This window comes from Shinella sp. (genome assembly GCF_052438155.1).
Taxonomy (GTDB): Bacteria; Pseudomonadota; Alphaproteobacteria; order Rhizobiales; family Rhizobiaceae; genus Shinella.
Map to the genome: position 1 here is coordinate 176,837 of NZ_JBQVPI010000004.1, position 26,132 is coordinate 202,968.

Consider the following 26,132-nt stretch of genomic DNA (forward strand, 5'->3'; position numbering starts at 1 on the left):
GAGCCGGTCAGCCCTCGAACACCATCAGCGTGTCACCGGCCTGGAGATAGTCACCTTCTTTCACGCGCAGGCGAAGCCGACCGGCCTTTGGCGCAAGAACCTGCGTTTCCATCTTCATCGCCTCCATCACCGCGACCAGCTCGCCTTCGGCAACCGTCGCGCCATCGATGATCTTGAAGGCCTGCAACGTGCCGGAAACGGGGGCGGCGATGCCATCCTCGGCCGGTTTGCCGCCGACGGCAGGTGCCACGCCCTGCCCGGCCGCACCGAGGCCGGCAAGCAGCAGGCTCGGCAGCGCCAGCGACACACGCTTGCCGTCGATCTCCAGATGGGTGCGGATCAGCGTGGGATCGGCCGCCGGCTCGGGTCGAGCCATGGCATCCGGCATGGCGGCGAAATCGGTCTCGATCCAGCGGGTGTGCACCTTGAAGCCGTCGGTGCCGATAAAGTCTTCGGTGTCGATGGCCGCGCGGTGGAACGGCAGGACCGTCGCCACGCCCTCGATGCGGAACTCCTTCAGCGCCCGGCGGGCGCGGCGAAGCGCTTCCTCGCGCGTCGCGCCGGTGACGATCAGCTTGGCCATCAGCGAATCGAAGACGCCCGGGATGCTGGAGCCGCTGACGACGCCACTGTCGACGCGCACGCCCGGGCCGGACGGCGGGTCGAAGACGGTGATCGTACCCGGCGTCGGCAGGAAGCCGCGGCCGGGATCCTCCGCGTTGATGCGGAATTCGATGGAATGGCCGCGCGGTGCTGGCGTTTCAAGCAAATGCAGCCGCTGGCCTTCGGCGATGCGGAACTGTTCGATGACGAGGTCGATGCCGGTGGTCTCTTCCGTGACGGGGTGCTCGACCTGAAGGCGCGTGTTCACTTCAAGGAAGGAAATCGTGCCGTCGACGCCGAGCAGGAACTCCACCGTACCAGCACCGGAATAGCCGGCGGCGGCGCAGATCGCCTTTGCGGCGGCATGGATTCTTTCGCGCTGCTCCGGCGAAAGAAAGGGGGCCGGGGCCTCCTCGATGAGCTTCTGGTTGCGGCGCTGCGCCGAGCAGTCACGGGTGCCGAGCACCAGCACATTGCCGTGTTTGTCGGCGATGACCTGCGCCTCGATATGGCGCGGGCGATCGAGAAAACGCTCTAGGAAACATTCGCCACGACCGAAGGCGACGGTCGCCTCGCGCACCGCGGATTCGTAGAGATCGGCGATCCCTTCCATCTTCCAGGCGACCTTGATGCCGCGCCCGCCGCCACCATGGGCGGCCTTGATGGCAACGGGCGGGCCGTGCTGTTCCGCAAACGCAATCACCTCGGCGGCGGACGACACCGGGCCGTCGCTGCCGGCGACGAGCGGCGCCCCGACACTCTGCGCGATGCGCCGGGCCTCGACCTTGTCGCCGAGCGCCTCGATCACTTTCGGATCGGGGCCGATCCAGATCAGGCCGGCATCCTGCACCGCCTTGGCGAATTTAGCGTTTTCCGACAGGAAGCCGTAGCCGGGGTGCACGGCATCGGCGCCGGAGCGTTTTGCGATCGCAATCAGCTTTTCGATATCGAGATAAGTTTCCGCCGGACGCACGCCATCGAGGCCATAGGCCTCGTCGGCGAGGCGCACGAAGAGTGCGTCCGCATCCGGATCGGCATAGACAGCGACCGACTGGAGGCCGTGATCACGGCAGGCCCGCACGATGCGCACGGCGATTTCGCCACGATTGGCAATCAGCACTTTCTTCATGGCATTCCTCCTATCGGGTCGCGGCGATGTCGGCGAAGGGGCCGATCGGGCGGAAACGAATCTTTGCGTTGATGGGAACCTGTCCGGCAAGATCGAGGTGGTACTCGGCGACCGCGCCGATGACGGGATATCCCCCGGTCAGTGGATGGTCGGCGAGGAAGAGGACGGGCTGACCGCTGTGCGGCACCTGAATTGCACCCGTCGCCGTGCCTTCGCTCGGCAGTTCCGCACTGTCCTTGCGCTCCAGTGGAACGTCGCCGGCAAGGCGGATGCCGACGCGGCTCGATTGCGGCGTGACCTGCCAGAGCTGGCTGGTCAGTGTCTCGATACCCTTTTGCGTGAACCAATCGGTGCGCGGGCCGAGTACGACGTCCAGCGTCACCACGTCTGCCGCTGACGGCGGATCGAAGGCGGGGATTTCATCGGTTGAGACGCTCGTCAGTCCAACCTTGTCGTTCTTCAGGACGAGCACGGCCCCGGTTGTTACGGGTTCGGGGCCGACGACCGCCAGCGTATCGGTCGCCGCGCTGCCGAGAACCGGCGCGACAGCGAAACCGCCACGAACGGAAAGGTAGGCGCGCATGCCCTTTTTCGGATGACCGACGGTCACGACGTCGCCGGGCTCGAGGGGAATCGGCTGATAGGCCTGGAAATCCTGACTGCGGCCAGCGGCATCGCGCACCGTCACGGGACAGGGCGCACCGGCAAGGCCGATCACGGCACGAACATTGCTCTCGAAGGAGAAGCCGCCAAGGGTGAGTTCGAGCCCCGGCGTGTTGGCCGGATTGCCGACGATGCGATTTGCGGCGAGGAAGGCGCCGCGATCCAGCGCACCGGAGGCGGAAACCCCCTGCCCGGTCTGGCCGAAGCGGCCGAGATCCTGGAAGACGGCCGGCATTGGTGCTGCAAGCACTTTGAACTGCGGAGCATCTGCCGCAACGCTTCGTTCTGCGCGTGGGGCCGGCTCGGGGATGCTGACGGTCTTGCCGGATGTCGCCATGTCGAAGAAGCGCACGCGATAGCCGGGCTGGAATAGCGCGCCGGGATCACGGTCGATATCCCACATCTTGACCGGCGTGGTGCCGATGATCTGCCAGCCGCCCGGGCTTGCCTGCGGATAGACGCCGCTGAAGGCACCGGCGATCGCCACGGAGCCCGCCGGAATGCGGGTGCGCGGGCTCTTGCGGCGCGGCACCGTGAGCGCCGGATCACCGCCGACGAGGTAGCCGAAGCCGGGTGCGAAACCGCAGAAGGCCACCGTGAACTCACTTTCGGTGTGGCGGCGGATGACCTCTTCAACGCTGAGGCCGGTCAATTCCGCGACGTCGCCGAGGTCCTCACCATCATAGCGCACCGGGATTTCGACCAGATTCTCCGACGGCGCGATTTTCGCCGAAAGGTCGCGGGTGCTGATGCGGGCCGCGAGCTCGGCGGATGAAACCGTTTCCGGACGGAAGCGAATCATCAGCGTGCGCGCCGCGGGCACCATCTCTTCGACGCCGTCGATGGGGTCTGCCTGCAACGAGGCGAACAGGGCGAGCGTCTCGTCGAGATCGGCAAGCTCGACAAGGATGGTGGTCAGGCTGACGGGAAGAAAGCGCATCGAACCCTCACACGTGGTAGGCGGAATCGGGGATATCCGTGATGAACATGTAGCCGGGGGCATGGGTGATGGCGAAGGGCACGCCGGAGGCCATCACGGCCGCCTGCGGGGTAACGCCACATGCCCAGAAGACCGGCACTTCGCCGGGCTCGATACGCACAGCATCGCCGAAATCCGGCTTTGCGAGATCCGCAATACCAATTTCCTCCGGCGCGCCGACATGCACCGGCGAACCATGCACGGCCGGGAAGCGGCCGGAAATGGTCGCGGCGTCGGCGACGCGCGAAGCCGGGATCGGCCGCATGGAGACCACCATGTTGCCCTTCAGCCTCCCGGCCGGGCGGCAGGCCTTGTTGGTCAGGTACATCGGCACATTGCTCTTGTCCGTCATGTGCCGGATCTCGATGCCGGCATCCACCATCGGCGTCTCGAAGGTGAAGGAACAGCCGATCAGGAAGGCGACGAGGTCGTCTCGCTCCGCCCAGGCCGCGGTCGCGTCCGGCGTTTCCTCGGCGAGCTTGCCATCCCGCCAGATCCGGTAGAGCGGCAGATCGGTTCGCAGGTCCGCGCCAGGGGCGAGCAATGTCGTCGGCGAGCCCGGATCGGAGACGTCCAGCACCGGGCACGGTTTCGGATTGCGCTGCGCGTAGAGCAGGAAATCGAAGGCCCAGTCGCGCGGCAGCACGATCATGTTGGCCTGCGTGAAGCCCGGCGCGATGCCGGAAGTCGGCCTGACAAGCCCGCCGCGATAGGTCGCCCGCGCATCGCGGGCGGCTGTGGCGTCGGTGTGGTCGAGGAACGCGGTCGGGATCATCTTGGCCCTCAATCCTTGTCGGCGAAGGAGCGGATGGCGATGCCTTCCGCCTCGAAGCGACGCCGGATTTCCTGCGCGATCGAAACCGCGCCGGGGCTGTCGCCATGCACGCAGATCGATTGTGCCTCGACCCGGATGGTGCTGCCGTCGATGGCTTCCAGCGTGCCCTCGCGGGCAAGCTGTACCATACGGTCGGCGATCTTCGCCTCATCGTGCAGCACGGCACCGGCTTCCCGGCGAGAAACGAGTTCCCCCTTCGGCGTATAGGCGCGGTCGGCAAAGGCTTCGGCGACGACGGCAAGGCCTGATTTCCGCGCGAGATCGAGGATCGGCGCATTGGCGAGGCCCATCAGGATCAGCGACGGATCGACGGCCTTGATGCCGTCGATCACTGCCTGGCCCTGCTTGGCGTCATGGGCGATGCGGTTGTAGAGCGCGCCATGGGGCTTGACGTAACGCACTGTCGTGCCCGCCGCGGCGGCAACGCCCTTGATGGCGCCGATCTGGTAGATCACGTCGGCGATCAGCTCTTCGGCGGTGGCATCCAGGTCGCGCCGGCCGAAGCCGACACGGTCCGGATAGGAGACATGGGCGCCGATGACGACGCCGTTTGCCACGGCCGCCTTCACCGTGCGGTAGATGCCGGCCGGGTCGCCGGCGTGGAAACCGCAGGCAATGTTGGCGGAGGAGACCACGGCGAGCATCGCCGCGTCATCGCCCATACGCCAGGCACCGTAGCTTTCGCCGAGATCGCTGTTGAGATCGATCGCTACCATGGTTCCCTCCCCTTATGCGCCGAGCAGGCTGAAGATCGCGCCGGCAGACCTGTAGCCCATATACCATGTCAGCACGCAGGTCAGGACGCCGAGGATCAGCAGCCAGCGCGGATACTGGTAGCCGTTCATCAGGTCGGGACGCGCCCATGCGGCATACATGAAGATCGAGAAGCCGATCGGCAGCACCAGGCCGTTCAAGCCGCCGACGAAGACCAGCATGGCGGCCGGCGGCGTGGTGATGAGCAGGTAGCAGACCAGCGAGAATGCGATGAAAGCGACCGTGGAAAGGTTGCGCTGGCGCTCCGTCATGTCCGGCTTGAAGGCCGTGAGGAAGGAGACGGACGTATAGGCGGCACCGATGATGCTGGTCATCGCCGAGGCGAGAAAGACCGCGCCGAACAGGCGGAAGCCGATATTGCCGGAGGCCGCGTGGAAAGCCTGGCCTGCCGGATTGGCGGCCTGGCCGGAAAGGTCGATCACCACGCCGCTTGCAACGACGCCGAGGATCGCGAGGAAGAGGATGTAACGCAGCACGCCGGTGATCGCGATGCCGCTGAAGGCCGCGCGGTTGACCGCACTGATGTTCTCGACACCGACCGTGCCCTTGTCGAGCAGGCGATGCGCACCGGCATAGGTGATGTAGCCGCCGACCGTGCCGCCGACGATGGTGGTGATGGTGACGAAATCGATGGTGTCGGGCAGGAAGCTCTGGCGGAAGGCCTCGGCGACCGGCGGGCCGGAAACCATCGCCACGTAGACGATCAGGGCCAGCTTGATGAAGGCAGCGACGAAGACGACGCGGTCCATGGCAATGCCGGCGCGGCGCGACAGGAAGATTCCGATGGCCGCGAGCGCGCCGATGGCGCCGCCGATCTTCGGATCAAGATCGATCATGGCGTTGAAGCCGAGGCCGGCACCGCCAATATTGCCGATGTTGAAGAACAGGCCGCCGATGATGACCAGCACGGCGAGGACATAGCCGGAGCCCGGGATGGCCGCATTGGCAATGGCCGGTGCGCGCATGCGCGTCACCGTCACGATGCGCCAGATATTGGCCTGCACGACGAAGTCGATCAGGATCGAAATGAGGATGGCGAAGGCGAAAGCCGCGCCAAGTTTGACGGTGAACGTCGCTGTCTGCGTGATGAAGCCCGGTCCGACAGCGGACATCGACATCAGGAACATGGCCGAAAGCAGGGCGCGACGCTGTGTAATCTTGCTCTGCGCCGCGGTGCCGGTCTGGCCGGCCGCAAGCTCGTTCTGCTGCATGGGTATCTCCCAGGTCTGCCGCCGCCCCTCGCGATGGCTCGATGGGATAATCATGCGCCGTTACACAAAAATGTCAATATTGTTCAACAATTTTGTCATATCGTTCCTTATTTTCGCCGTTTTACCAATCACATAGCCCGGGATTGGCGACAATTTTCGGCCCCACAGCCCCCGCATTCGTGCTAAGAGCAAGCGCATTGTGAGGGCAAATTCGGTGTGAAACCGGGTTCGGGGAGAACGGAATGACGGACGACGGAGAGGGCCTGCCCCTTGCGGACCGGTTGGCGCGGCGCATTCGCACGCTGTTGATTTCGGGCGAGCTTGCGCCCGGCCAGCGACTGTCCGAGGCAGCGTTCAGCGAGCGTTTCGACGTCTCGCGCAACTCGCTACGCGAAGCCTTCCGCTTGCTCACCAAGGACGGGCTGCTGCGCCATGAGGCCAATCGCGGCGTCTTCGTCGCCGTGCCCAGCATGGCCTCGATCATCGACATCTATCGCGTGCGGCGCATGCTGGAATGCGGTGCGCTCCGCCAGGCCTGGCAGCAGCACCCGGCGATCAAGGTGATGCGGGACGCCGTCAACCGGGCGCAACGCCAGCGCGAACTGGGCGACTGGGTCGGCGTCGGCAGTGCCAATATGGCATTCCACACCGCTATCATCGACCTGTCCGACAGCGTGCGGCTCAATGAATTCTATGAGCGGGTCTCCGCGGAGCTGCGCCTCTGCTTCGGACTGCTCAACGATCCGGAACACCTGCACGCGCCTTTCGTCGACATGAACGGTGCTATCGTGACGCTGCTCGAACAGGACAAGCCGCACGAGGCGGCCGCGCAGATGGAGACCTATCTGAACCTTGCCGAACGCACGATGCTGAAGGCGCTGGAGCGGGCGTCCGACCAGACGTAACGCCTGTTATCCCGTTGAAAAGCCCGGGTTTCCGCTAGGCCACATCGGCCCGGCGGAGCGGAACGACGACCGCCTCATCCGCCAGGAAGGGCATGGGGCGGCCAATGAAATAGCCCTGCGCATAGTCGACGCCGATAATGCACAGCGCCTTGCGAATCTCCGCATTCTCGACGAATTCGGCAATCGTCTTGCGGCCGGCGAGATGCGAGATCTGGTGGATCATCTCGACCGTCATCCAGTCCGCCTTGTCCGTCAGCATGTCGCGTACGAAGCTGCCGTCGATCTTCACATAGTCCACCGGCAGGCGCTTCAGATAGGTGAGCGAAGACATGCCCACGCCGAAATCATCGAGTGCGAAGCGGCAGCCCATGGCGCGCATCGCGTTCATGAAGGCGATCGCCTCGTCAAGATTTTCGATGGCGCTGGTTTCGGTGATCTCGAAGCAGAGCACGTCGGCCGGGACGTGGCTGCGGCGCAGAGCCTCACGCAGGAACGGCAGGAACGTCTCGTCCTTCAGCGTCAGGCCGCTGAGATTGATGGAATAGGTGCCGGAAACCGCGCCCTTGCGCCGTCCGATAATGTCGAGCGCATGGCTGACGACCCAGCGGTCGATGGCCGGCATGAGACCGAAACGTTCAGCCGCGGGAATGAAGGCGCCGGGCGCCAGCAGCTTGCCGTCTTCCTCAAGCCGGAGCAGGATTTCGCAATGGTCTTGTCGCTCCTTGCCAGCATCAAGGGAAGCAATCGGCTGGGAGAAGAGCAGGAAGCGGTCTTCCTCCAGCGCGCGGTGCAGGCGCTGCACCCAGTTGAGATTGGCGGCGAACTGGGTCTGCGCTGCGTCGGTCGTCTCATAGACGTGGACGCGATTGCGGCCCTTCTCCTTGGCCATGTAGCAGGCGATGTCGGCGGCGCGGAGCGCTTCCTGCAAGGTATAGCTGTGCTCGCCGAGATGGACCACGCCGACGCTGGCGCTGATCGCATAGCGGTGCCCGTTCCAGACGAAATCGATCGCCTCGGTGATTTCGCGCAGGCGCATGGCAATGCGCAAGGCGTCCTCCGGCGCACAGTGCGGCAGCACGATGCCGAATTCGTCGCCCCCGAGCCTAGCAAGCAGGTCCGTACCACGGATTGCCTTGCCCAGGTCGCGCGACACCCGCCGCAGCAGCTCGTCGCCCGCCGCGTGCCCGCCATGGTCGTTCACCGCCTTGAACTGGTCGAGGTCGATGAACATCAGCGCGTGGCGTTTGCTCGATCCCTCCAGCGCGCGGCCGAGGCTTTCCTCGAAGAGCCGGCGGTTCGGCAAGCCGGTGAGATCGTCATGATGGGCGCTGTGGGACAGCCGCGCCTCGATGTCGCGCCGGTGGATGAGAAAGCTGTTCAGCCGCCAGACCGTGAGCAGGATGAACACCAGCGCCATCGCCAGATTGCTGGCAAGCAGCGCGGTCTGTACCTGGCGCGCGCCTTCGCCGAGACGATCCGAAAAACGCTTGGTAAGCGGGGTGACGAGGACGTTGATCTCATCGAGTTGCCGCACGATGTCGCGCCGGTCGGCTTCGTTGATATGGCGGGACGTGTCGATCGCCTCGCCGATCGGCAGAAGCTGCATCAACACACCTTCCGCCGTGCGCCAGTCATCGATGCTATCCGCCATCACCGGCAGCCAGCGAAAATAGCGGAACAGCCAGATCACATTCGGAATATCGTCCGGATGGTTGCCTCCCTTAAGGAAACCCTCGAAAGCCGCCGCGGTATCCGGGGGATCGGCCTCCAACGCCAGGCGCGCCTCGCGATCGCCGATCGGGATCGCAATCGCCTGGTGGAAGCGGGTGACAAATGTGCGGTTACCGGATTCGGCATAGCGGTTGAGGTAGTAGAGCGCGTCATGCTGGCCCTTCGACCAGAGGCTTTCCCCGGTCACGAAAGCGCGCAGCGAAGAGGTGACCTGAAGGCTGAAGGTGGTAAGCGCCGTCTGGAGTAGGACGATCAGGACGAAGGGCCAGGCGACGGCGATCAGGCGAAGCCGCGTCTTTGGTATCTGCTTCATCAGAGATACCGCATCCGGCCGACCAGCGATCGAAGCAGTCTGGCCTGTATTGGGTGCCCCTCACCGAAGGTAGTCGCTCGCGTCCTGTCCAAGGGCCGTACCTGCTTTGCAATTCATTCCCCGCGATGGCAGCCGCGGCGTCGGCAGCAGTCCCATCACTTGCAAAGCAGATTGGAGCACAAGAGAGTGATCAAAATGCTAATACAACCAAGAGATTGCACTCTATCGGCCGTTTTCCGTTGGTCGCGTTGGGGAAACCTCACCCGTTTCGGAGCAGGTCTCCGGCGGAGTGCCATGGGAAATCCGATTGCTTTGCTGTCGCTTCGAAGATCATGGCCATCAGATCCCAGGCCGCGCTGTCATGCACGAGGTGATGCGTCAGCAGTCCGATCGGCCCCTCATGCGACTGCGAGACGCGAATGAGATCGGCGATCACCGCCTCGCCCGCCCGCCCGCCACGCGTGCCGCGCCAATCGATGATATCGACATGCGTATTCAGCACTTTCAGCGGGGCAGGCTTTTCCGGGCCAAACACCGACAGGGCTTCGAAGCCGAGGCCAGGCAGGCCCGCGACAACGGCAGGGGCAATGCGATTCCACGGCGGCACTAGCATCGGCACGAAACGCCCGGCATGGAGCGTGGCCAGGGTTTCAAGGCTCGCGCCGAGTTCCGCCAGAACCTGCTCTTCGGGCCGGTGAGGGCCGAGTTCCTGGTTCTTTTCGCCGGAAGACGCATGGCTTTTGTGTGCCCAGCCGTGCACGGCAACAGAAGCATGGCTTTCCCTTGCCAGCCGGCCCACCAGCGCTTCGCCCGTGAGGGCTGGAATGACGGCGAGCAGCACCGGCACCGCATGCGCGGCCGTCAGGGCGAGCAGATGGTCAAGCGCTTCGGTGGGCTCGACGGCATCGTCGTCGCGCAGCCAGAGGCTGAGCGGCTTGCCGATATCCGCGCGCCGCGCGATCTCGTCCTGCAAGGAGCGGGTGGCTGCCGTCGTCATTGTTTGCGCGCTCCAATATGGCGTTGAAGGATGGCATCGAGCGTTCTGGTCGCCGCAGAAAGTGAGTGATCGTTCCGGACGCGGCTACGGGCATCGTCCGCCATGCGTTGACGCTTCTGCTCGTTGCCGAGAAGGTCCATGATGGCGGCGGCATAAGCCGCGTGGTCGCCGGGTGCCGTCAGGAGGCCGCTGATGCCGTTCTCTACGACTTCGGGAACACCTGCCGTCGCCCAAGCCACGACGGGAAGGCCGGCAGCCTGGGCCTCCAGATAGGCAAGCCCGTAGGCTTCGCCACATCCCGGCCAGACATAGACTGCGCCCCTTGCCAGAATTTTTGCCACATCGATGGGCTGTTTCTGCCCGAGCCATTCGATGCGCTCCCCGGCAAAATCCGCAAAGAACGCCATGACGTCGTCCCGTACCGGCCCGTCTCCGACAACCGACAGTGTCCAGGGGATATCCGTGATCTGCCGCAGGCTTGCCGCGAGTGCGCGATAACTCTCCATCTTGTCGCCGGGGCGCATCATGGCGACGGTGCCGAGACGGAACGGCTCCGGTTCAGCCGCTTTTCCGGTAAAAATTCCGTCATCGATAAAGGGCTTTAGCGTTGCCATCACCGCCTCCGGCGCAACCTCGCGAATCCCCTCCATATCCCGGGCGGTCAGGCCGATATTGACGGTAGCGCCGCGTATCGCCTCCAGCACCTTCGCCTGCATGTCGCGCCAGATACCGATGTTCCGGCGATGGGAATAGGATGCCTCGACCGTGACGTAAGGCAGGCCAAAGGTTTCGCAGAGCGCTGGTCCGATCAGGTCGGGCGCTTTGTAATACAGATGGTAGCAGAACCAGAGATCCGGCACGCCTTCTTCCCGCCAAAGGGCCGAAAGCCGAGCAATCTCGGCCTCGGCACGGCTTTGGAGGGCCCCATAGCCCGCCTCGTCCGCACTGTCGCCCAGCAAAGCACGAAGCTCCGAGGCGAGGTCGACGTCATGACCGGCGCGGCGCAGGCAGGTGATGATCTGCCGCGCCATCAGGCGGTCCCCCGATGGAACGGGGTGTTCCGGCGATTTCAGCGGGGCATAGAATGCAATCTTCATGAATGCCGGCGGCCTTGTTTTCGCATTCGTCGACAGAGCGACACCGGCGCCCGCACAGCTAGCGCCACGGAGCCAGAACGCAGCGTCACCTATATTTTGCGAGGCTTGACAGGCGGGGCAAACTCTCCCATCTGAACTCGCCGACCCTGTATATGAGCCCGGAGCACGGATGCCAACTGCCTTGCATGCTTATGAAACGCTGCTCGCGCGTATCCAGTCGCGTGAGGCGCATATCGGCGTTATCGGCCTCGGCTATGTCGGATTGCCGCTCGCCATCACGGTCGCGCGTGCCGGGTTCAGCGTGACCGGTTTCGACATCGATCCCGGCAAGATCATCGCGATCGATGCCGGGCGCAGCTATATCGAAGCGGTTCCGAGCGACATTCTCGCCGAAGAACACCGCGCCGGCCGATTCGGCGCGACCTCCGATTTCGGCAGGCTTGCCGACTGCGACGTCATCGCCATCTGCGTGCCGACGCCGCTGACCCATCATCGCGATCCCGACATGAGCTTCGTCGAGAAGACGTGCCAGGATATTGCCCGCACGCTGCGACGCGGCCAGCTCGTGGTGCTGGAATCGACCACCTATCCCGGCACGACCGACGGCCTCGTGCGTCGCACGCTGGAGGCCGGCGGCCTGAAATCGGGCGAAGATTTTTTCCTCGGCTTCTCGCCGGAGCGGGAAGATCCCGGAAACAGGGAATTCCAGACCTCGACCATCCCGAAGGTCGTCGCCGGCGATGGCGCCGAGGCGCAGACCCTCGTGGCCGCCTTCTACGGCGCGGTCGTCAAGACCATCGTGCCCGTCTCATCCACCGCCACCGCCGAAGCCGTGAAGCTGACGGAAAACGTCTTCCGCGCGGTCAATATCGCGCTGGTGAACGAACTCAAGGTGATCTACGAGGCGATGGGCATCGACATCTGGGAGGTGATCGATGCCGCCAGCTCAAAACCCTTCGGCTACATGCCGTTCTATCCTGGCCCCGGCCTTGGCGGGCATTGCATCCCGATCGACCCCTTCTACCTGACCTGGGCCTCGCGCGCCTACGAGCTGCCGACCCGCTTCATCGAGTTGGCCGGCGAGATCAACTCGGCCATGCCCCGCCATGTGATCGGCAAGCTTGCCGAAGCGCTCGACAGGCGTCTGGGCAAGGCGCTGAGCCGCTCGAAAGTGCTGATAATCGGTCTCGCTTACAAGAAAAACGTCCCCGATATCCGAGAAAGCCCCTCGCTCAAGCTGATCGAATTGATCGAGGAACGTGGCGGTTCGGTGGACTATTACGACCCCTACGTGCCCGAAATACCGCCGACACGCGAATATGGCGCCTTCAAGGGACGCCCATCGATCGTCTGGAGTGAGGATGCGGTCCGGGCCTTCGATGCCGTGCTGATCGCCACCGATCACGACAGCGTCGACTACGCGGCGCTCGCCGCATGGAGCGACCTCATCATCGACACTCGCAACGTCTTCGCCCGCCGCAACATCGCCGGCGACGCGATCATCAAGGCATAGCCATGAGCCGTCTGGAAAGCTTCATCCGCCGCATGTCGGCGCAGCGCGACGTGATCAACCATGTCAGCGAAACGCTCCCGCTTCCCGCCGACGGCGTCATTCTGGAGATCGGGCTCGGCAATGGCCGCACGTTCGATCACCTGCGTGAAAAATTCCCGGGCCGGCGGATCATCGCCTTCGACCGGGCGCTCGGGGCGCATTCGTCCTCCATGCCGGAGCCGGATGACCTGATCCTCGGCGAGATCGCGCAAACCGCCGAAGCCTATGCCGACGGAACCGCAGCGCTTGTCCACGCAGATATCGGCACGGGCTATGACGAGAAGGACGCGATCACCCTGACCTGGCTGCCGGACATCGTCAGCCGGGCGCTTGCAACGGGCGGCATCGCCATCAGCGGCCTGCCGCTCGACCACGCGGCGCTGGAGCCGCTGCCGGTCCCCGCGATCGTCGACAGCCGCCGTTACTTCCTCTACCGCAGAAGGGCCTGACGGCCATGCCGGCGGTCGCCGTCATCGCGGACGCTCACTTCCACGATATCGAAGGCGACTACGATTTCGCCGGGATTTCGGTAAACGGCCGCAAGCTGACGGTCAGGACCTGGGCGGATACGGCGGGCTCGTCGCGGGTTTTCAACGAGAGTTTTGCGGCACTCAAGGCGGCCCTGGACCGGGTGGTCGCCAAGGATATCCGCCATGTCGTGCTGCTCGGTGACTATACCGACGACGGCCAGCGCGAGACGGCAGCAAGCCTCGTCCGCCTGCTCGAACGCTACCGCGCCCAGCATGGGCTTTCCTTCTATGCCACGCCGGGCAACCACGACGTCTTCGGGCCGCTCGGCAAACACCGGGACACCCGCTACGTCGATGCATCCGGCGGCACCACACTGGTCACGAGCGATGCCGAAAAAGCGGCAAGCGATCCCGGCCAGCCGGTCGTTACGCCGAAAATGTACTGCGACGGCGTTCCCGCCGGCCTTATGGCCATGCGGGATTTCGGCTATTTCCGCCAGCCCGGCTATCTGCACTGGGAAACGCCGTTTGGCGAAAGCGACGAGCCGGATCTTCGCCAGCACGACCTTGTCTCCGCCGACGGGCAGACCGTGCGCCGGCTGATGGACGCCTCCTATCTGGTCGAACCGGAGGACGGCCTCTGGCTGCTGATGATCGACGCCAACGTCTTTGAGCCGCGCAACGGCAAGCGCGACATCGCCCGCAAGAAGGCATTCCTCGACAGTTCAGATGCCGGCTGGAATGCGCTGCTGCGCGTCAAACCCTATCTCGTTGACTGGATGGCGGACGTCGCCCGGCGCGCGAAGGAGCAAGGCAAGCAGTTGCTCGCCTTCTCGCATTACCCGGCGATCGACCCCTTCGAGGATGATACGGGCAGCGAAAGGACACTGTTCGGCGACACGACCGTGGCCAAGCGCACGCCCCATCGTCAAGTGGCGGAGACGCTGGCGAAGGCGGGCATCAATCTCCATTTCAGCGGCCATCTGCATGTCGAAGCCCGCTCAGGGCTTGATATCGAGGGCGGCCGGCTCACCAACATCGCCGTGCCCTCGCTTGTCGCCTTCCCGGCAGGCTTCGTTGTCGTCGAGACAGCGAGCGGGGCACCCGTGATCGAGAGCGTGTCGCTCTCCGGCGAGCCCCTCGATGCGGACCTCGTTTCGCTTTACCGCACGGAACAGCGCCAGTCCGGTACGGCGTCGGATTCTGCCCTAGAGGCAGATACTTACGGCGATTTCCTCTATCGCCACATGCGCTCCCTGACCATCCAGCGCTACCTGCCAAAAGAGTGGCCACCGGAAATGGCAGTGCGCGTGCGCGGCATGACGCTCTGGGATCTTAGTCTGCTGATGGCGGGCGGCACGGCCCACGCCGTCGAAGAGCAGGCATCGGCATGCGGCGTCGACGCTGCCCGGTTGCGGGATTGCCCGATGCTGGATCTCGTCGTGGATTGGTACTGTCTGCGCCAATCTCCGGCACAAGCACCGGATTACATTCTAGCCAAAACACTGGACTGCTACCGCTTCCTTGCCCAGACCTATGGCGCCCTGCATGCCCCTGCCCCGCATGAACCAAAAGGGTTCTTCGCCATCTTCCTCGGGATCCTGGGGCGCAGCCTGGAGCGCGCCTCGCAGGAGGCGTTTTCCTTCAAGTCCTGGAAATGAGAGCCACAGGAAATCAAGAGCGAGACGTCGCATTCGACGCTCTGACCTGTCATTTGTGTCGGTGACAATTCGTCCCTTCCCTGCCGAGACGAACGTCGGGCATTGTCTGGCGGAGAATTCAGCTGTAGCTCCCGAAGGTAAGAGCAGGACAGCCGGGAGGATACAACGTGAGTCTGTCAGAAAATCTTATGCGCCGGCTTGCCGAGCAGGGCCTGTTCGAACGCATTGCGGATGCCTCCTGGCTTGGCGGGCTCGCAAACCGGGCAACGTTCGAAGTCTTTAATCCCGCAACGGGTGAAATCCTGGCAGAGCTTCCGGATATGGGGGCCGAGGAAACACGCGCAGCGATCGAGCGGGCATCCGAAGCGCAGACCGAATGGGCGGCGCAGACTGCCCGCGAACGCTCGGACACGCTGTGGCGCTGGCACCAGTTGATCGTGCGCCACACCGATGATCTCGCCACCATCCTGACCGCCGAGATGGGCAAGCCGCTCGCGGAGGCGAAGTCCGAAGTCTCCCACGCCGCCGCCTATCTGCAATGGTATGCCGAGGAGGCCAACCGCATCTATGGCGAGACGATCCCCGCGCCGTCGCGGGACCGCCGCATGCTGGTCATCAAACAGCCGATCGGCGTTGTCGGTGCGATCACGCCGTGGAACTTTCCGGCCTCGATGGTGGCGCGCAAGATCTCGCCGGCGCTCGCTGCCGGCTGCACGGTCGTGCTGAAGCCGGCCGAACAGACGCCGCTGGTGGCGGGCGCGATGTTCGCGCTCGCCGAGCAAGCGGGCTTTCCGCCCGGCGTGGTCAACCTGATCTATGCCGCGGATGGCGATATCGTCGGACGGGAACTCTGCTCGCACCCCAAGGTTCGCAAGATCAGCTTCACCGGCTCGACGGAGGTGGGGCGGCTCCTCATGCGCCAGTGCTCCGACCAGGTGAAGAAACTCAGCCTGGAACTCGGCGGCAACGCGCCGTTCATCGTGTTCGATGATGCCGACGTGGATGCTGCCGTGGATGGCGCCATCCAGGCCAAATTCCGCAATGCCGGGCAGACCTGCGTTTCTGCCAACCGGCTCTATGTCCAGTCGGGCGTCCATGATGAATTCGCGCGGAAATTTACCGAGCGCGTCGAGACGCTTTCCGTCGGCGACGGTTTCGAGCCAGGCGTCGCGATCGGCCCGCTGATCGACACGCGGGCCCGCGCCAAGATCGAGGCGCATGTCGCCGACGCGGTCGAAAAGGGCGGAAGCATCCGTTGCGGTGGCCGGCGGATCGACGGGGTGGGCACCTTTTACGCGCCGACCGTGCTGACGGGCATATCCCATACCATGCGCGTGGCGCAGGAGGAAACCTTCGGCCCGCTGGCGCCGATCATCCGCTTTGACGATGCCGACCAGGTGGTGCGCGAAGCGAACGACACGATCTACGGCCTCGCCGCCTATTTCTATGCATCGAACCTCAGCCGGGTCTGGCGGGTGGCGGAAGCGCTGGAATACGGCATGGTCGGGATCAATACCGGCCGTATGTCCTCCGAAGCGGCCCCGTTCGGCGGCATGAAACAGTCGGGCATCGGTCGCGAAGGTTCGCGCCACGGGCTGGAGGACTATCTTGAGATGAAGTATCTCTGCATGGGCGGCATCTGAGCGGCGCTTTCGACAGGCGCCTTGCCCTCCTTTTCCGGGATTTGACGTCTGCCGCAGCGCTGCGGTGGACGTCAATCGGCTTTCGGTACATGCTCGGGCTTGCCCTTGTGTTTCGTCGATGCCAGTTCATCCAGCTGTTTTTCGGACATGGATTTTTCCATGCTCTTCGAGGCACCCCTCAAGTCACTTTTCTTGATGTCGCCGCGTTTTGCCGCCAGAGCGGCGCCGGCGGCTTTCTGCTGCGCTTTTGATTTTGCCGGCATGACCGGAACCTCCTGTTGACGACAGAGCATCCTATGCTTTCCCGTGGGGTGCACTTTCACCGCAGCCAGATTGCGACGTCGCCGGAGGGTGGATCCTTGAAGCCGAGCTTTTCGCGGACGAATGTCTGCGCCGCAGCATGAGCTGCCTCCCGGCTCGGATAGGTATCCGGCAGGAGATACTCCTTGCCCGCGCAGCACAGGAGCGCCCGACAGCTCAAGACATCGAAATGCAACTGAATTTCCGATTGGTTTTCCATCGTCTCCTCCTTTCAATAGAGTAAGGAGAAGGCGCGTCGACGGGCGGAAGTTCCCTGCTCGCCCTGTTTTGTCCAACCCTTTCATTTTGCACGCTCTGCCACCAGGCGTGACAAGGTCAATCACTTCGCGCCGAAATTCCCGGCACTGCCTTTGGTTTCGATGTCGAAGGTTCGTTACAGCCGCCAGGCGCTGGCGATCGTCACATGCATCGTTTCGTCAATTTGCGGCCGATGGCGGCTGAAGGCGCGCAGGATCTCGCCGTTGCCGAGTTCGAGGGTCAGGCTGTATCGCTCGCCCTCATAGAGCGAGGCGCGGACGCGCGTCGCAATCCCCTCTCCCGACAGCTGGACATCCTCCGGCCGAACGAGGACGTCGGCCATCGGTCTATCGGCGGGCGATGGCGTATCGAGGGTCTCGTGCAACATCTGCGAGGGAATTTTTCGTGGTGCGCCATCCGGCAGGGCAAGGGACAGAATGGCGCCGCGGCCGATGAGGCCACCGACGAGCCGGCCCTCCGGCCGGGCGTAGATTTCTTCCGGTGGTGCCACTTGAAGAAGTTTTCCCTGCGACATGACGGCGATATCCGTCGCAAGTGCCATGGCCTCGCTCTGATCGTGCGTGACATAGACCATCGTGGCGCCGGAACGCCGGTGGAATTCACGAAAGGTTTCTTCCATTTCCTGCCGCAGATGCCGGTCGAGATTGGCGAGCGGCTCGTCGAGCAGCACCACGTCCGGCTGGGTGACGAGGCAGCGGGCGAGCGCCACCCGTTGCCGCTGGCCACCGGACAGGTCCGCCGGACGCCGGTCGGCGTAGTCTGCAAGCCGGACGGTATCGAGCGCTTCGCCTATTCGCGTGCGATGGATATCCTTCGACACGCCGCGCACCTTCAGCGGATAGCCGACATTCTCGGCGACGGTCATATGCGGCCAGAGGGCATAGGACTGGAACACCATGGCCATGTTGCGCCGTTCCGGCGGCAGGGATTTTTCGGAATCGGCAAGCAGCCGCTCGCCGAGATAGATCGCCCCGTCGCTCGGCGCCTCGAAGCCGGCGATCATGCGCAGCACGGTGGTCTTGCCGCAGCCGGAGGGGCCGAGCAGCGCCAGAAAGCCGCCCTCGCGGACATCCAGAGACAAGCCACTCACCGCCGGCCGGCCCGTGCCGAAATCCTTGCTGACATTGTTGAGGATCAGCTTCGCCATGGCACGACCCCTCTCGGCAGGTATTTTGCCATCAGTTCGAGCAGCAGCATCATGAGGACGACCAGGACCACCACGAGCACCGACAGCGCCGAGGCAAGATCGGAGCTGCCGCTGTCATCGAGATTGTAGATGACGACGCCCAGCGTCTGCGTACCGGCCGACCAGAGAAGGGCCGATACCGTCAGCTCGTTGCAGGCGATAAGGAAGACGAGAATGACCGACGCGCCGGCTGCCGGCGCCACGAGCGGCAGGAGAATATCCATGAGGCGCCGGAAGAAACCGGCGCCAGCCAGCCGCGCCGCCTCCTCGAGTCCCGGATCGAGCTGTCGGTAGGCGCTGACGACCGGTTTGAGGCTGACGGCGAAGAAGCTCGCGAAGTAGGCAAGGAGGATGATCCAGATCGTGCCGTAGAGCGTGACGTTGAACACCGGCAGCGGCGCGGCAAAGACGAGGATGAAGGCGACGGCGACGATGATGCCGGGCAGCGCATAAGGGATCTCGATCAGGCTGGCGACAAGGCGCGCGGCGGCATCGCGCCGACGGGTCAGCACATAGCCGGCGAGCACCGACAGGCCGAGCAAACCACCCGCCGTGACCGCGGCGAGGAAAACCGAATTGGCAAAGGCGGTGCGCGTCACGACCTGCCGCAGCAGAACCTCCTCGAAGGCATGGAACGACAGGGTTTCGAAGGTCAGCGGCACGCCGAAGGCCGGGACCAGCGCACCGGCGACGAGGGCGAGGAAGGGGGCGACGAGCATGAAGAAAAGCGCGACCACAAGCAGGGGTATCAGGACGAATTTCCACCGCCCGACCTGGAAAGAGGTCGCGGCGCCCGACTGGCCGAGAATGCGGTAGTCGCGGCCGCCGAGCGCCCGCTCCTGCACGGCAAGCCCTGCCACGGCAATCAGCGCGATGACACCGGAAAGCACGGCCACCTCACCAAAAGTCTGATCCGTAAAGGCAGCGAACTTGGTGAAGATCAGCGTCGCCAGCGTGTAGATCGAGGCCGGTATGCCGAGGATCGCCGGTATGCCGAAATTGCCGATGCACGAAACGAAGGCGACCGCCGCGCCCGCGATCATGCCGGGCAACGCCAATGGCAGTACGATATCGCGGAAGGTGCGCAAGGCCGACGCGCCGGACAGGCGCGCCGCCTCGATGCCATCGCGCGGAATGATCAACAGCCCGGCCCTTAGCGCGAGATAGACGAGTGGCGCGTGCTGCACGCCGTAGAGCAGCGCAATGCCACCGACCGAGTAGAGCGGCTGCGGCGAGCCGAGCGGTGGCGCGATGTGCAAGGCCTTGAGCAGCGGGCTGGACGGACCGGACATCTGTACCCAGGCAAGTGCCGTCACCTGGGGCGGGATCATCATCGGCAGAACGAACAGAAAGCTGAATGGTCCCCTGGCCGGCACGTCCGTGAGCGTCAGCACGAAGGCGAAGAACGCGCCGATCACCAGCGAGATGGCGGTTCCGAGAAAGGCGGTGACCAGCGTGTAGTAGGTGGCCGACCAGAGGGTGCGATCGGTGAGCACGGCAAACGCACCACCGCCCGCAAAGGCGGCGATACCCGTCACGGCGAGCCGCGCAAGGGGCAGCACGCTAAGGACGAGGACCACGCTGACGATAAGCGGAAACAGCCAGGCCGGCTGGCTGTTTCCCGGACGAACATATCCGTGCATGAAAGGCCGCAGCCGAGCCTCAGTTCGAGCCGAAGTGATCGGAGAAGGTCTTCAGGTCCGCATCGGTGTTCTTGAGTGCGGTTGCGGCATCGAGCGGCAGCACGCGGATGGTCTCGCGGGCCGGGAAGCCTTCCGGCATGGCGATGCCGTTGCGAGCCGGGATGTAACCGAGCTTCACAAAACCCTCCTGGCCCTCGACCGACAGGACGTAATCAACGAATTTCTTGGCAGCCTCGGCGTTCTTGGACGAAGCGAGGATGCCGACCGGCTCGGTGACGGCAGAGACGCCTTCGGCCGGGAAGACGAATTCGACCGGCGCGCCCTTGGCCTTCTCGCGGATCGGCATGTAGTCGACCACCATGCCATAGGCCTTTTCGCCCGAGGCGACGGCCTTCAGCACGGCGCCGTTGCCACCGGCGGCCGTCGTGCCGTTTTCGGCGAGTGCCTTGTAATAGGCCCAGCCGAGGCTCTCGACGCCCGTCAGCGTTTGCGCATGAATGAGGGCGGCGCCCGAGGTGAGCGGGCTCGGCATGGTCACGAGGCCCTTGGCATCGGCCTTTGCCAGGTCCTGCCAGCTTGCGGGCTTCATGCCGGCGGCGGTGTTGTAGACGATGCCGGTGGTGATCAGCTTGGTCGAATAGTAGTGGCCGTCCTTGTCGTAAAGGCTAGCGTCATAATTGGCGGCTTCCGGCGAGGCGTAGGCGAGCAGCTTGCCGTCCTGCTTCAGGCGTTCGAGCGTCACGGTGTCGGCGATCAACAGCACGTCGGCAACCGGATTGCCGGCGGCGATCTCGGCCTGAAGCTTGGCCATGATCTTCGGCGTTCCGTCGCGGACCCAATCCACCTTGATGTCCGGATTGGCAGCCATGAAGCCGTCGACAGTCGCCTGCGCGTCTTCGTTGGGCTGGCTGGTGTAAAGGACGAGGTTTTCGGCAAAGGCCGGAAGTGCGACCAGGCTGGCGGTGAACAGGGCAGCGGCAGAAACGAGCGTTTTCATGGGAGCATCCTTCGGAAACAGAACCGCTCCCTATCCCTGCCACTTGACACCCGTGTGACATCCGCCTGTACGGCGGCCGCGCGCGAGCGCCGAAGCCGTTGCTTCAGGATGCCGCCGTCCGGTGCTCGCCGGCGGTTGCGACGGCTATGGTGGCGAGCGCCGAGCGGACGGCCGAAGGCGACGATGCTCTTGAAAGCGCGCAGGTGGCGGGATTGAGAGAACCGACCCGGATCGATTGTCCACCGCGCGCATTGGCAAGGGCGAACATCGTCTCGTCCGTCAGGTCGTCACCGATCGCGATCGGCAATCTTCCTGCAAAACCCGGCTCCTCCAGATAGGAGGCGACGGCTTCGCCCTTGTCCGCGCGGGCGGGGCGAATTTCGAAAACCATCTTGCCCGGCTGAAGCACCCAGTCCGGCCCGGCCTCCTCCGCGACATTCTGCATGAGGTGTTCAAGCGCCGTATTGTAGGCGGGCGCCAGCCTGTAATGCGCGGCAACAGCCGCGCCCTTGTCCTCGATCAGTACCCCCTCCATCCAGGCGGTCTGCTCGACGAGGCGCTGCTTCAAACCCTCGAAGGATGGCGTCGCAGACACCATGGCCGTCTTGCCGTCGGCGCTTCGAAACTCCGCGCCATGCAGCCCGGCGATCGGAAAGCGGAACGGCGCAAACAGCCTGTCGGCGTAAGGAAGGCTGCGCCCCGTGACGAGCGCGAGAGCCCCACCCAGCCGGGCAGAAACCGCATTGAGGTCGTGCGGCAACGACAGGGGAACCTGAATGTCATCCGGCCGCGCCGCCAGATCGAGCAGCGTCCCGTCGATATCAAGAAAAAGCGCCCAGCGGTCCGGCTCGTCGGTGAGACGTCGGATCAGATGACGGATTGCGGCATCCGACGGCCGCAACTTTTCCTGCTCGCTCATCGACCAGCAAGTAGATCGCTGTCTCCAGTCGGCAAGCCCCGACAGGAACAACTTTTTATCCGCTGCATTGTGCTCTCGCATTTCTCGCACGGGCAAGGAGCCGGCATGGCCAAGCAGAAAACGAAGCCGAAACCGACGCAGGACAATGACCCGCCCGTCACCCATGGCGCCGACGACCTGCCCACCGTGAACGTGGCAAGCTACAATCTGGAACTGCGCAACAAGGATGGTTTTATCGGCGACCGCGCCAACAAATCCGCCTTCCGCGATATCATCCAGGAGTGGAGAAAGCGCGTCCGTGAAGGTGGCGCCGATCCGCTGGGCGCGGTTCTGACCGACGAGCTTTCCAAGAAGGAAATCGACAAGCTGCTTGAGGAGCAAGGGACCGAAGCGGCGACCCTCGTGCGTGCTGCAATCGATGATTTCGCACAGGAACTGGCGACCATCCTCATGCGCTACCTCAAGGAGGAAACATGGCAGGAAACGCGCAGGATCGTCGTCGGAGGTGGTTTTAGCGACAGCAAGGCCGGTGCACTGGCAATCGCGCGCGCGGCGCTACAGCTAAAGGCGGCAGGCCTGAAGGTCGAACTGGTCGCGATCTCCCACCACCCCAACGAGGCCGGACTGGTGGGCGCGGTCCACCTCATTCCCGGCTGGATGCTCAAGGGGCATGACGCAATCCTCGCCGTCGATATCGGCGGAACCAATATCCGTGCAGGCGTCGTCAAGCTCAACCTCGAGGACAAGCCGGACTTCTTCCGTGCCAAGGTTTGGAATTCCCGGCTGTGGCGCCATGCCGATGAGGAACCTCGGCGCACCGCGACTATCGAACATCTTGTCAGGATGATCGAGAGCCTCATCGCGAAGGCCGAGAAGGCGAAGCTCGCGCTCGCCCCGGTGATCGGCATCGGCTGCCCTGGTATCATCGCAGCCGACGGGTCCATCGCGCGGGGCGGGCAGAACCTTCCGGGAGGAAACTGGGAAAGCACGCATTTCAACCTGCCGGAAGCGCTTCGCAAGGCAATCCCGCGGATTATGGATCAGCCGACCTTTGTCATCATGCACAACGATGCCGTCGTGCAGGGATTGTCGGAGGCCCCGCGCATGGCCGACGTGGCGGGCTGGGCCGCCGTGACGATCGGGACGGGGTTGGGCAATGCGAGCTACATCAACAAGCCGGGCGGCTAGAGAATGCCGGTCGCCCTGCCGACGCGGCTTTGAGCGGCACGCACCGTCAGGGCGATCCTCTCGGCGACGAAAACGGCGTGCTCGGTCACCTGAGGCAGGCCCATCAGCTCCCCGAACGTCCCGCGCGCCAGCGGGCCCGCGACGTAGAGCGTTTCCGCGATGCCGCCATCCGCACGGATGACGCGGCTGTTTTCGTCCACCGCAATTCCAAGGCCTACCGGGTCGGCTTGCAAGAGGCCGACTGTGGCAAGCTGTGCGACAAGCGGCTGGCTCGACAGGATGGATCGATGGTCCGGCCCGGTCGTCACGATCACCGCGTCGTAGCGGTCTTCAAAGGTTCCCCGCCCGTGGCGCGGCCGGAATGTCACGGAGATTTCATCGTTCTCCACCGCGCGCGCGACCTCACGAACCGACGCGGCGTAAAAGGTGAGCGTGGCCGCGGCCAGACGCCGGTCTATTGCGCCTTCGACCTGCGGTGCAATGCGGAACCTGTGCACGTCCCAATAGGGACGCAGGAAGCGCACGACGCGTCGGCGTTCGATTGTCGACAGGGCACGCCAGATGTCACCACCCTGCGCCCGCAGCCGGTCGAACACCGCATGCCAGGTCACGCCCACGACTTTCGCCTCCGCGAGGGTGCTGCGGACACGCCGAAGAAGGGCGCGTGCAGTGCGGGCCGGTGGGACGACGAATTCGCCGAATGGATCCTGCGGGGCGAGGTTGTGCCCGCGCGAACGCAGGCCGCGACGCGAGACGGCTGTGATCGGCCCCTGATGTTCGGCCGCATCGAGCGCTGCGATGACATCGGCGGCGGTGAGGCCAGCCCCCAGCACGAGGACACGATCCTGTGGCCGGATTTTTGACAATGCGCCGGCCACGGTGGCGTCCGCTATGTAGCGGGGATGTCCGGCAAGCGGCCGGTCAAGGACGGCTGGAGCTGTCGGGCTCGGATGGGTTGTCGCCAGCACCATCAGGTCGGCCGTGAGCCGGGACCCGTCATCGGCGTCGATATGCCAGCCTCCGCTCCAGGCCGGGGTCGCGGCCTCCACCCGGATTCGGCGATGCTCGATCCTTCCTGCGGCGATGAACGGCTGGAGCTGTGCGGAAACATACTGGCCGAAGGCCGACCGGCGAGCGAAGACATGGCCATCCGCGGTGGTTGCCTGCGGGTCGTCTGCGAGCGCTCCGGTCTCCAGGAGCCAGCGTTGAAAATGCTCGTCATCGCCCGGCACGAGCGTCATGCGGGCAGCGGGTACGTTGATGCGGTGGACCGGATCGTCCGTGCCGTAGGCGAGGCCGGCGCCTAGCGTCGCCCTTGGTTCATAGACGATGATCCGCGCCGCACTGGCAGGAAGACTTCCGGCCAGGTGATAGGCAAGCGCCGCCCCGGTAAAACCGCCACCGATAATTGCCACGACCGGACGATCCGCGCTGTTGCCCGACGTCGTCAAACCCAGCCGTGGCGTCATCTCGTCCGTGGTGGCGGTCAACGCCTCATTCCTTCCGGCTGGCATGTCATGCGCCGACGGATTTCAGGGCCGGCACCGCCTCGGCCTCGCGACGCTTCACCGCCTCGATATCGCGATACCCATCGGCAGGATGGGTCTTGGGCAGGTATGCCCCCTCGCCAAACAGCTTTTCTCGCAGCGTGCCCGGCTTGTAGGCGGTGGGGTAGGCGCCGCGCTTCTGCAATTCAGGCACGATATGGGCGACAATATCCTCGAAACTGTCGGGCGTCACGGCATAAGCGAGGTTGAATCCGTCGACATCCGTATCCGCCACCCATTCCTGAAGGATATCGGCGATGCGTTCCGGTGAACCGACGAAGACCGGCCCCATGCCACCGATGCCCCCAAACTGGGCGAGTTCGTCGATCGTCCAGGACTTGTCGCCGCCGGCGATATGCTCGACGAAGGAATGGATGGCATTGGTCTCGATCTTTTCGACGATGTCGGTCGGGGCATACTGCCCGAAGTCGATACCGCTCCAGCCGGACATGAAGGTGAGCGAGCCGTCATAAGAGACGTAGCTCTTGTAGTCCTCGAACTTCTTCTGCGCCTTTTCCTCGGTCTCGTCGGTGATGACGGTGACGAGGGTATAGATGAAGACCTTCTTTGGATCACGCCCGGCCGCGGCGATGCGCTGGCGGATATCGGCGACATAGGCCTTCAGGACGGATTTCGTCGGCGCGGCGACGAAGATGCATTCGGCATGGGCGGCCGCGAAAGCCTTGCCCGGCCCCGAGGCGCCGGCCTGGTACAGCAAGGGCGTGCGCTGCGGCGACGGCTCGGTGAGACCGTAGCCGGGCACCTCGAAGAATTTGCCCTTGTGGGCGATCTCGTGGACCTTCTCCGGATGAGTGAAGATGCGTTTGTCGCCATCCCGCACCACGGCACCCTCTTCCCAGGAACCTTCCAGCAGCTTGTAGAGTACCTCGACATATTCGGCGGCGACCTCATAGCGGTTGTCGTGCCCGCGAAGACCGCCCTGCCCGACATTCTTCGCCCCGCTTTCCAGGTAGGAGGTGACGATGTTCCAGCCGACACGGCCTTTGGAGTGATGATCGGCCGTCGCAAGGCGGCGCGCGAAGGTATAGGGGTGCTCGAACGAGGTGGACGCGGTGATGCCGATTCCGAGATGCTCGGTGGCAAGCGCGATGGGCGCCGCCAGTTGCAGCGGATCGTTTACCGGCAACTGCGCTGCCTGATGGATCGCGTGGTAGTTCGAGCCCTTGTAGACATCGTAGTAGCCGACGACATCGGCGATGAAGATGCCATCGAAGACGCCGCGCTCCAATGTACGCGCGAGATCCTGCCAGTAGTCCAGATCCTTGTATTTCCAGGATTTGTCGCGCGGATGAGCCCAGAGGCCCGGCGACTGATGGCCCACGCAGTTCATGTCGAAGGCATTGAAACGGATATGGCGCGCCATTGTGGTCTCCAGCGTCTTGAGGATGCCGTGCGGCCTCCTGTCCCGGCGGAGAATAGCGCCTTGGATGGCCAAATACAGGAATTCTATCTTTTATATGTATTAACTTTAGAAATGGCATTTCTGTTT

22 protein-coding genes are annotated in these 26,132 nt (G+C 64.1%); 6 read left to right on the forward strand and 16 right to left on the reverse strand.

Features of this window, described 5'->3' with window-relative positions; all coding sequences use genetic code 11:
- Positions 1-7 precede the first annotated feature (7 nt).
- The 5 genes from ACT6VE_RS09740 to ACT6VE_RS09760 are packed head-to-tail and all read right to left on the reverse strand — an operon-like array spanning position 8 to position 6,194.
- Complete coding sequence (locus tag ACT6VE_RS09740; protein ID WP_444798413.1) at positions 8-1,732, reverse strand: acetyl/propionyl/methylcrotonyl-CoA carboxylase subunit alpha; 1,725 nt, start codon at positions 1,730-1,732, stop codon at positions 8-10.
- A 10-nt stretch (positions 1,733-1,742) separates the two neighbouring features.
- Positions 1,743-3,335 carry a 5-oxoprolinase/urea amidolyase family protein gene (locus ACT6VE_RS09745; protein WP_444798414.1) on the reverse strand — a complete coding sequence of 531 codons (1,593 nt, stop codon included), beginning with the start codon at positions 3,333-3,335 and terminating at the stop codon, positions 1,743-1,745.
- A gap of 7 nt (positions 3,336-3,342) precedes the next feature.
- A complete protein-coding gene (locus ACT6VE_RS09750) occupies positions 3,343-4,149 on the reverse strand; it encodes a putative hydro-lyase (protein WP_444798415.1) in 807 nt (268 codons plus the stop codon).
- A gap of 8 nt (positions 4,150-4,157) precedes the next feature.
- Positions 4,158-4,925, reverse strand: a complete 768-nt coding sequence (locus ACT6VE_RS09755) for a LamB/YcsF family protein (RefSeq protein ID WP_444798416.1) — start codon at positions 4,923-4,925, stop codon at positions 4,158-4,160.
- A gap of 12 nt (positions 4,926-4,937) precedes the next feature.
- Positions 4,938-6,194 carry an NRAMP family divalent metal transporter gene (locus tag ACT6VE_RS09760; protein WP_444798417.1) on the reverse strand — a complete coding sequence of 419 codons (1,257 nt, stop codon included), beginning with the start codon at positions 6,192-6,194 and terminating at the stop codon, positions 4,938-4,940.
- A gap of 242 nt (positions 6,195-6,436) precedes the next feature.
- Between ACT6VE_RS09760 and ACT6VE_RS09765 the strand changes: the two genes are divergently transcribed.
- The gene (locus tag ACT6VE_RS09765; protein WP_444798418.1) at positions 6,437-7,099 is read left to right on the forward strand and encodes a GntR family transcriptional regulator; all 663 of its coding nucleotides are present in this window, start codon (positions 6,437-6,439) and stop codon (positions 7,097-7,099) included.
- A 34-nt stretch (positions 7,100-7,133) separates the two neighbouring features.
- Here ACT6VE_RS09765 and ACT6VE_RS09770 read toward each other — a convergent pair whose 3' ends face one another.
- The 3 genes from ACT6VE_RS09770 to ACT6VE_RS09780 all read right to left on the reverse strand — a co-directional run bounded on the left by ACT6VE_RS09770 (position 7,134) and on the right by ACT6VE_RS09780 (position 11,237).
- Entirely contained in the window at positions 7,134-9,143 is a 2,010-nt protein-coding gene (locus tag ACT6VE_RS09770) for a putative bifunctional diguanylate cyclase/phosphodiesterase (RefSeq protein WP_444798419.1), read from the reverse strand.
- Between the two features lie 259 nt (positions 9,144-9,402).
- Positions 9,403-10,140 carry a polysaccharide deacetylase family protein gene (locus tag ACT6VE_RS09775; RefSeq protein ID WP_444798420.1) on the reverse strand — a complete coding sequence of 246 codons (738 nt, stop codon included), beginning with the start codon at positions 10,138-10,140 and terminating at the stop codon, positions 9,403-9,405.
- The gene (locus tag ACT6VE_RS09780) at positions 10,137-11,237 is read right to left on the reverse strand and encodes a glycosyltransferase family 4 protein (protein WP_444798421.1); all 1,101 of its coding nucleotides are present in this window, start codon (positions 11,235-11,237) and stop codon (positions 10,137-10,139) included. Before ACT6VE_RS09780 ends, ACT6VE_RS09775 begins: the two co-directional genes overlap by 4 nt.
- 169 nt (positions 11,238-11,406) lie before the next feature.
- Between ACT6VE_RS09780 and ACT6VE_RS09785 the strand changes: the two genes are divergently transcribed.
- From ACT6VE_RS09785 to ACT6VE_RS09800, 4 genes are all read left to right on the forward strand, one after another.
- A complete protein-coding gene (locus ACT6VE_RS09785; RefSeq protein ID WP_444798422.1) occupies positions 11,407-12,750 on the forward strand; it encodes a nucleotide sugar dehydrogenase in 1,344 nt (447 codons plus the stop codon).
- Positions 12,751-12,752: 2 nt separating this feature from the next.
- Positions 12,753-13,238 (forward strand): class I SAM-dependent methyltransferase, encoded by a 486-nt coding sequence (locus ACT6VE_RS09790; RefSeq protein WP_444798423.1) that lies wholly within the window; start codon positions 12,753-12,755, stop codon positions 13,236-13,238.
- Positions 13,239-13,243: 5 nt separating this feature from the next.
- A complete protein-coding gene (locus ACT6VE_RS09795; protein ID WP_444798424.1) occupies positions 13,244-14,920 on the forward strand; it encodes a metallophosphoesterase family protein in 1,677 nt (558 codons plus the stop codon).
- 188 nt (positions 14,921-15,108) lie between these two features.
- Positions 15,109-16,563 carry an NAD-dependent succinate-semialdehyde dehydrogenase gene (locus tag ACT6VE_RS09800; RefSeq protein WP_444798627.1) on the forward strand — a complete coding sequence of 485 codons (1,455 nt, stop codon included), beginning with the start codon at positions 15,109-15,111 and terminating at the stop codon, positions 16,561-16,563.
- A 71-nt stretch (positions 16,564-16,634) separates the two neighbouring features.
- On the opposite strand, the gene ACT6VE_RS09805 is transcribed toward ACT6VE_RS09800, so the two are convergent.
- The 6 genes from ACT6VE_RS09805 to otsB form a co-directional block, all read right to left on the reverse strand.
- Positions 16,635-16,826 (reverse strand): DUF3008 family protein, encoded by a 192-nt coding sequence (locus ACT6VE_RS09805; RefSeq protein WP_444798425.1) that lies wholly within the window; start codon positions 16,824-16,826, stop codon positions 16,635-16,637.
- Positions 16,827-16,882: 56 nt separating this feature from the next.
- Positions 16,883-17,083 carry a hypothetical protein gene (locus ACT6VE_RS09810; protein ID WP_444798426.1) on the reverse strand — a complete coding sequence of 67 codons (201 nt, stop codon included), beginning with the start codon at positions 17,081-17,083 and terminating at the stop codon, positions 16,883-16,885.
- A gap of 174 nt (positions 17,084-17,257) precedes the next feature.
- The gene (locus ACT6VE_RS09815; protein WP_444798427.1) at positions 17,258-18,289 is read right to left on the reverse strand and encodes an ABC transporter ATP-binding protein; all 1,032 of its coding nucleotides are present in this window, start codon (positions 18,287-18,289) and stop codon (positions 17,258-17,260) included.
- A complete protein-coding gene (locus ACT6VE_RS09820) occupies positions 18,277-19,971 on the reverse strand; it encodes an ABC transporter permease (RefSeq protein ID WP_444798428.1) in 1,695 nt (564 codons plus the stop codon). Before ACT6VE_RS09820 ends, ACT6VE_RS09815 begins: the two co-directional genes overlap by 13 nt.
- Before the next feature lie 19 nt (positions 19,972-19,990).
- Complete coding sequence (locus ACT6VE_RS09825) at positions 19,991-20,968, reverse strand: ABC transporter substrate-binding protein (protein WP_444798429.1); 978 nt, start codon at positions 20,966-20,968, stop codon at positions 19,991-19,993.
- Positions 20,969-21,071: 103 nt separating this feature from the next.
- On the reverse strand, positions 21,072-21,887 hold the full coding sequence (gene otsB / locus ACT6VE_RS09830) for a trehalose-phosphatase (protein ID WP_444798430.1): 816 nt from the start codon (positions 21,885-21,887) through the stop codon (positions 21,072-21,074).
- A gap of 105 nt (positions 21,888-21,992) precedes the next feature.
- Between otsB and ACT6VE_RS09835 the strand changes: the two genes are divergently transcribed.
- Positions 21,993-23,075, forward strand: coding sequence for an ROK family protein (locus ACT6VE_RS09835; protein WP_444798431.1), 1,083 nt, complete (start codon positions 21,993-21,995; stop codon positions 23,073-23,075).
- Here ACT6VE_RS09835 and ACT6VE_RS09840 read toward each other — a convergent pair.
- The gene (locus ACT6VE_RS09840) at positions 23,072-24,565 is read right to left on the reverse strand and encodes an FAD/NAD(P)-binding protein (protein WP_444798432.1); all 1,494 of its coding nucleotides are present in this window, start codon (positions 24,563-24,565) and stop codon (positions 23,072-23,074) included. The genes ACT6VE_RS09835 and ACT6VE_RS09840 overlap by 4 nt on opposite strands.
- Before the next feature lie 25 nt (positions 24,566-24,590).
- Positions 24,591-26,006 (reverse strand): LLM class flavin-dependent oxidoreductase, encoded by a 1,416-nt coding sequence (locus ACT6VE_RS09845; RefSeq protein ID WP_444798433.1) that lies wholly within the window; start codon positions 26,004-26,006, stop codon positions 24,591-24,593.
- Positions 26,007-26,132 lie beyond the last annotated feature (126 nt).

Excerpts from the sequence above, each read along its gene's own strand:
- ACT6VE_RS09845 (WP_444798433.1), bottom strand. The coding sequence starts at position 26,006 with ATGGCGCGCCATATCCGTTTCAATGCCTTCGACATGAACTGCGTGGGC.
- ACT6VE_RS09820 (WP_444798428.1), bottom strand. The coding sequence starts at position 19,971 with ATGCACGGATATGTTCGTCCGGGAAACAGCCAGCCGGCCTGGCTGTTT.
- ACT6VE_RS09775 (WP_444798420.1), bottom strand. The coding sequence starts at position 10,140 with ATGACGACGGCAGCCACCCGCTCCTTGCAGGACGAGATCGCGCGGCGC.
- ACT6VE_RS09755 (WP_444798416.1), bottom strand. The coding sequence starts at position 4,925 with ATGGTAGCGATCGATCTCAACAGCGATCTCGGCGAAAGCTACGGTGCC.
- ACT6VE_RS09835 (WP_444798431.1), top strand. The coding sequence starts at position 21,993 with ATGGCCAAGCAGAAAACGAAGCCGAAACCGACGCAGGACAATGACCCG.
- ACT6VE_RS09760 (WP_444798417.1), bottom strand. The coding sequence starts at position 6,194 with ATGCAGCAGAACGAGCTTGCGGCCGGCCAGACCGGCACCGCGGCGCAG.
- ACT6VE_RS09790 (WP_444798423.1), top strand. The coding sequence starts at position 12,753 with ATGAGCCGTCTGGAAAGCTTCATCCGCCGCATGTCGGCGCAGCGCGAC.
- ACT6VE_RS09780 (WP_444798421.1), bottom strand. The coding sequence starts at position 11,237 with ATGAAGATTGCATTCTATGCCCCGCTGAAATCGCCGGAACACCCCGTT.
- ACT6VE_RS09750 (WP_444798415.1), bottom strand. The coding sequence starts at position 4,149 with ATGATCCCGACCGCGTTCCTCGACCACACCGACGCCACAGCCGCCCGC.
- ACT6VE_RS09785 (WP_444798422.1), top strand. The coding sequence starts at position 11,407 with ATGCCAACTGCCTTGCATGCTTATGAAACGCTGCTCGCGCGTATCCAG.
- ACT6VE_RS09770 (WP_444798419.1), bottom strand. The coding sequence starts at position 9,143 with ATGAAGCAGATACCAAAGACGCGGCTTCGCCTGATCGCCGTCGCCTGG.
- ACT6VE_RS09745 (WP_444798414.1), bottom strand. The coding sequence starts at position 3,335 with ATGCGCTTTCTTCCCGTCAGCCTGACCACCATCCTTGTCGAGCTTGCC.
- ACT6VE_RS09740 (WP_444798413.1), bottom strand. The coding sequence starts at position 1,732 with ATGAAGAAAGTGCTGATTGCCAATCGTGGCGAAATCGCCGTGCGCATC.
- ACT6VE_RS09825 (WP_444798429.1), bottom strand. The coding sequence starts at position 20,968 with ATGAAAACGCTCGTTTCTGCCGCTGCCCTGTTCACCGCCAGCCTGGTC.
- ACT6VE_RS09765 (WP_444798418.1), top strand. The coding sequence starts at position 6,437 with ATGACGGACGACGGAGAGGGCCTGCCCCTTGCGGACCGGTTGGCGCGG.
- otsB (WP_444798430.1), bottom strand. The coding sequence starts at position 21,887 with ATGAGCGAGCAGGAAAAGTTGCGGCCGTCGGATGCCGCAATCCGTCAT.
- ACT6VE_RS09795 (WP_444798424.1), top strand. The coding sequence starts at position 13,244 with ATGCCGGCGGTCGCCGTCATCGCGGACGCTCACTTCCACGATATCGAA.
- ACT6VE_RS09810 (WP_444798426.1), bottom strand. The coding sequence starts at position 17,083 with ATGGAAAACCAATCGGAAATTCAGTTGCATTTCGATGTCTTGAGCTGT.
- ACT6VE_RS09815 (WP_444798427.1), bottom strand. The coding sequence starts at position 18,289 with ATGGCGAAGCTGATCCTCAACAATGTCAGCAAGGATTTCGGCACGGGC.
- ACT6VE_RS09805 (WP_444798425.1), bottom strand. The coding sequence starts at position 16,826 with ATGCCGGCAAAATCAAAAGCGCAGCAGAAAGCCGCCGGCGCCGCTCTG.
- ACT6VE_RS09800 (WP_444798627.1), top strand. The coding sequence starts at position 15,109 with ATGCGCCGGCTTGCCGAGCAGGGCCTGTTCGAACGCATTGCGGATGCC.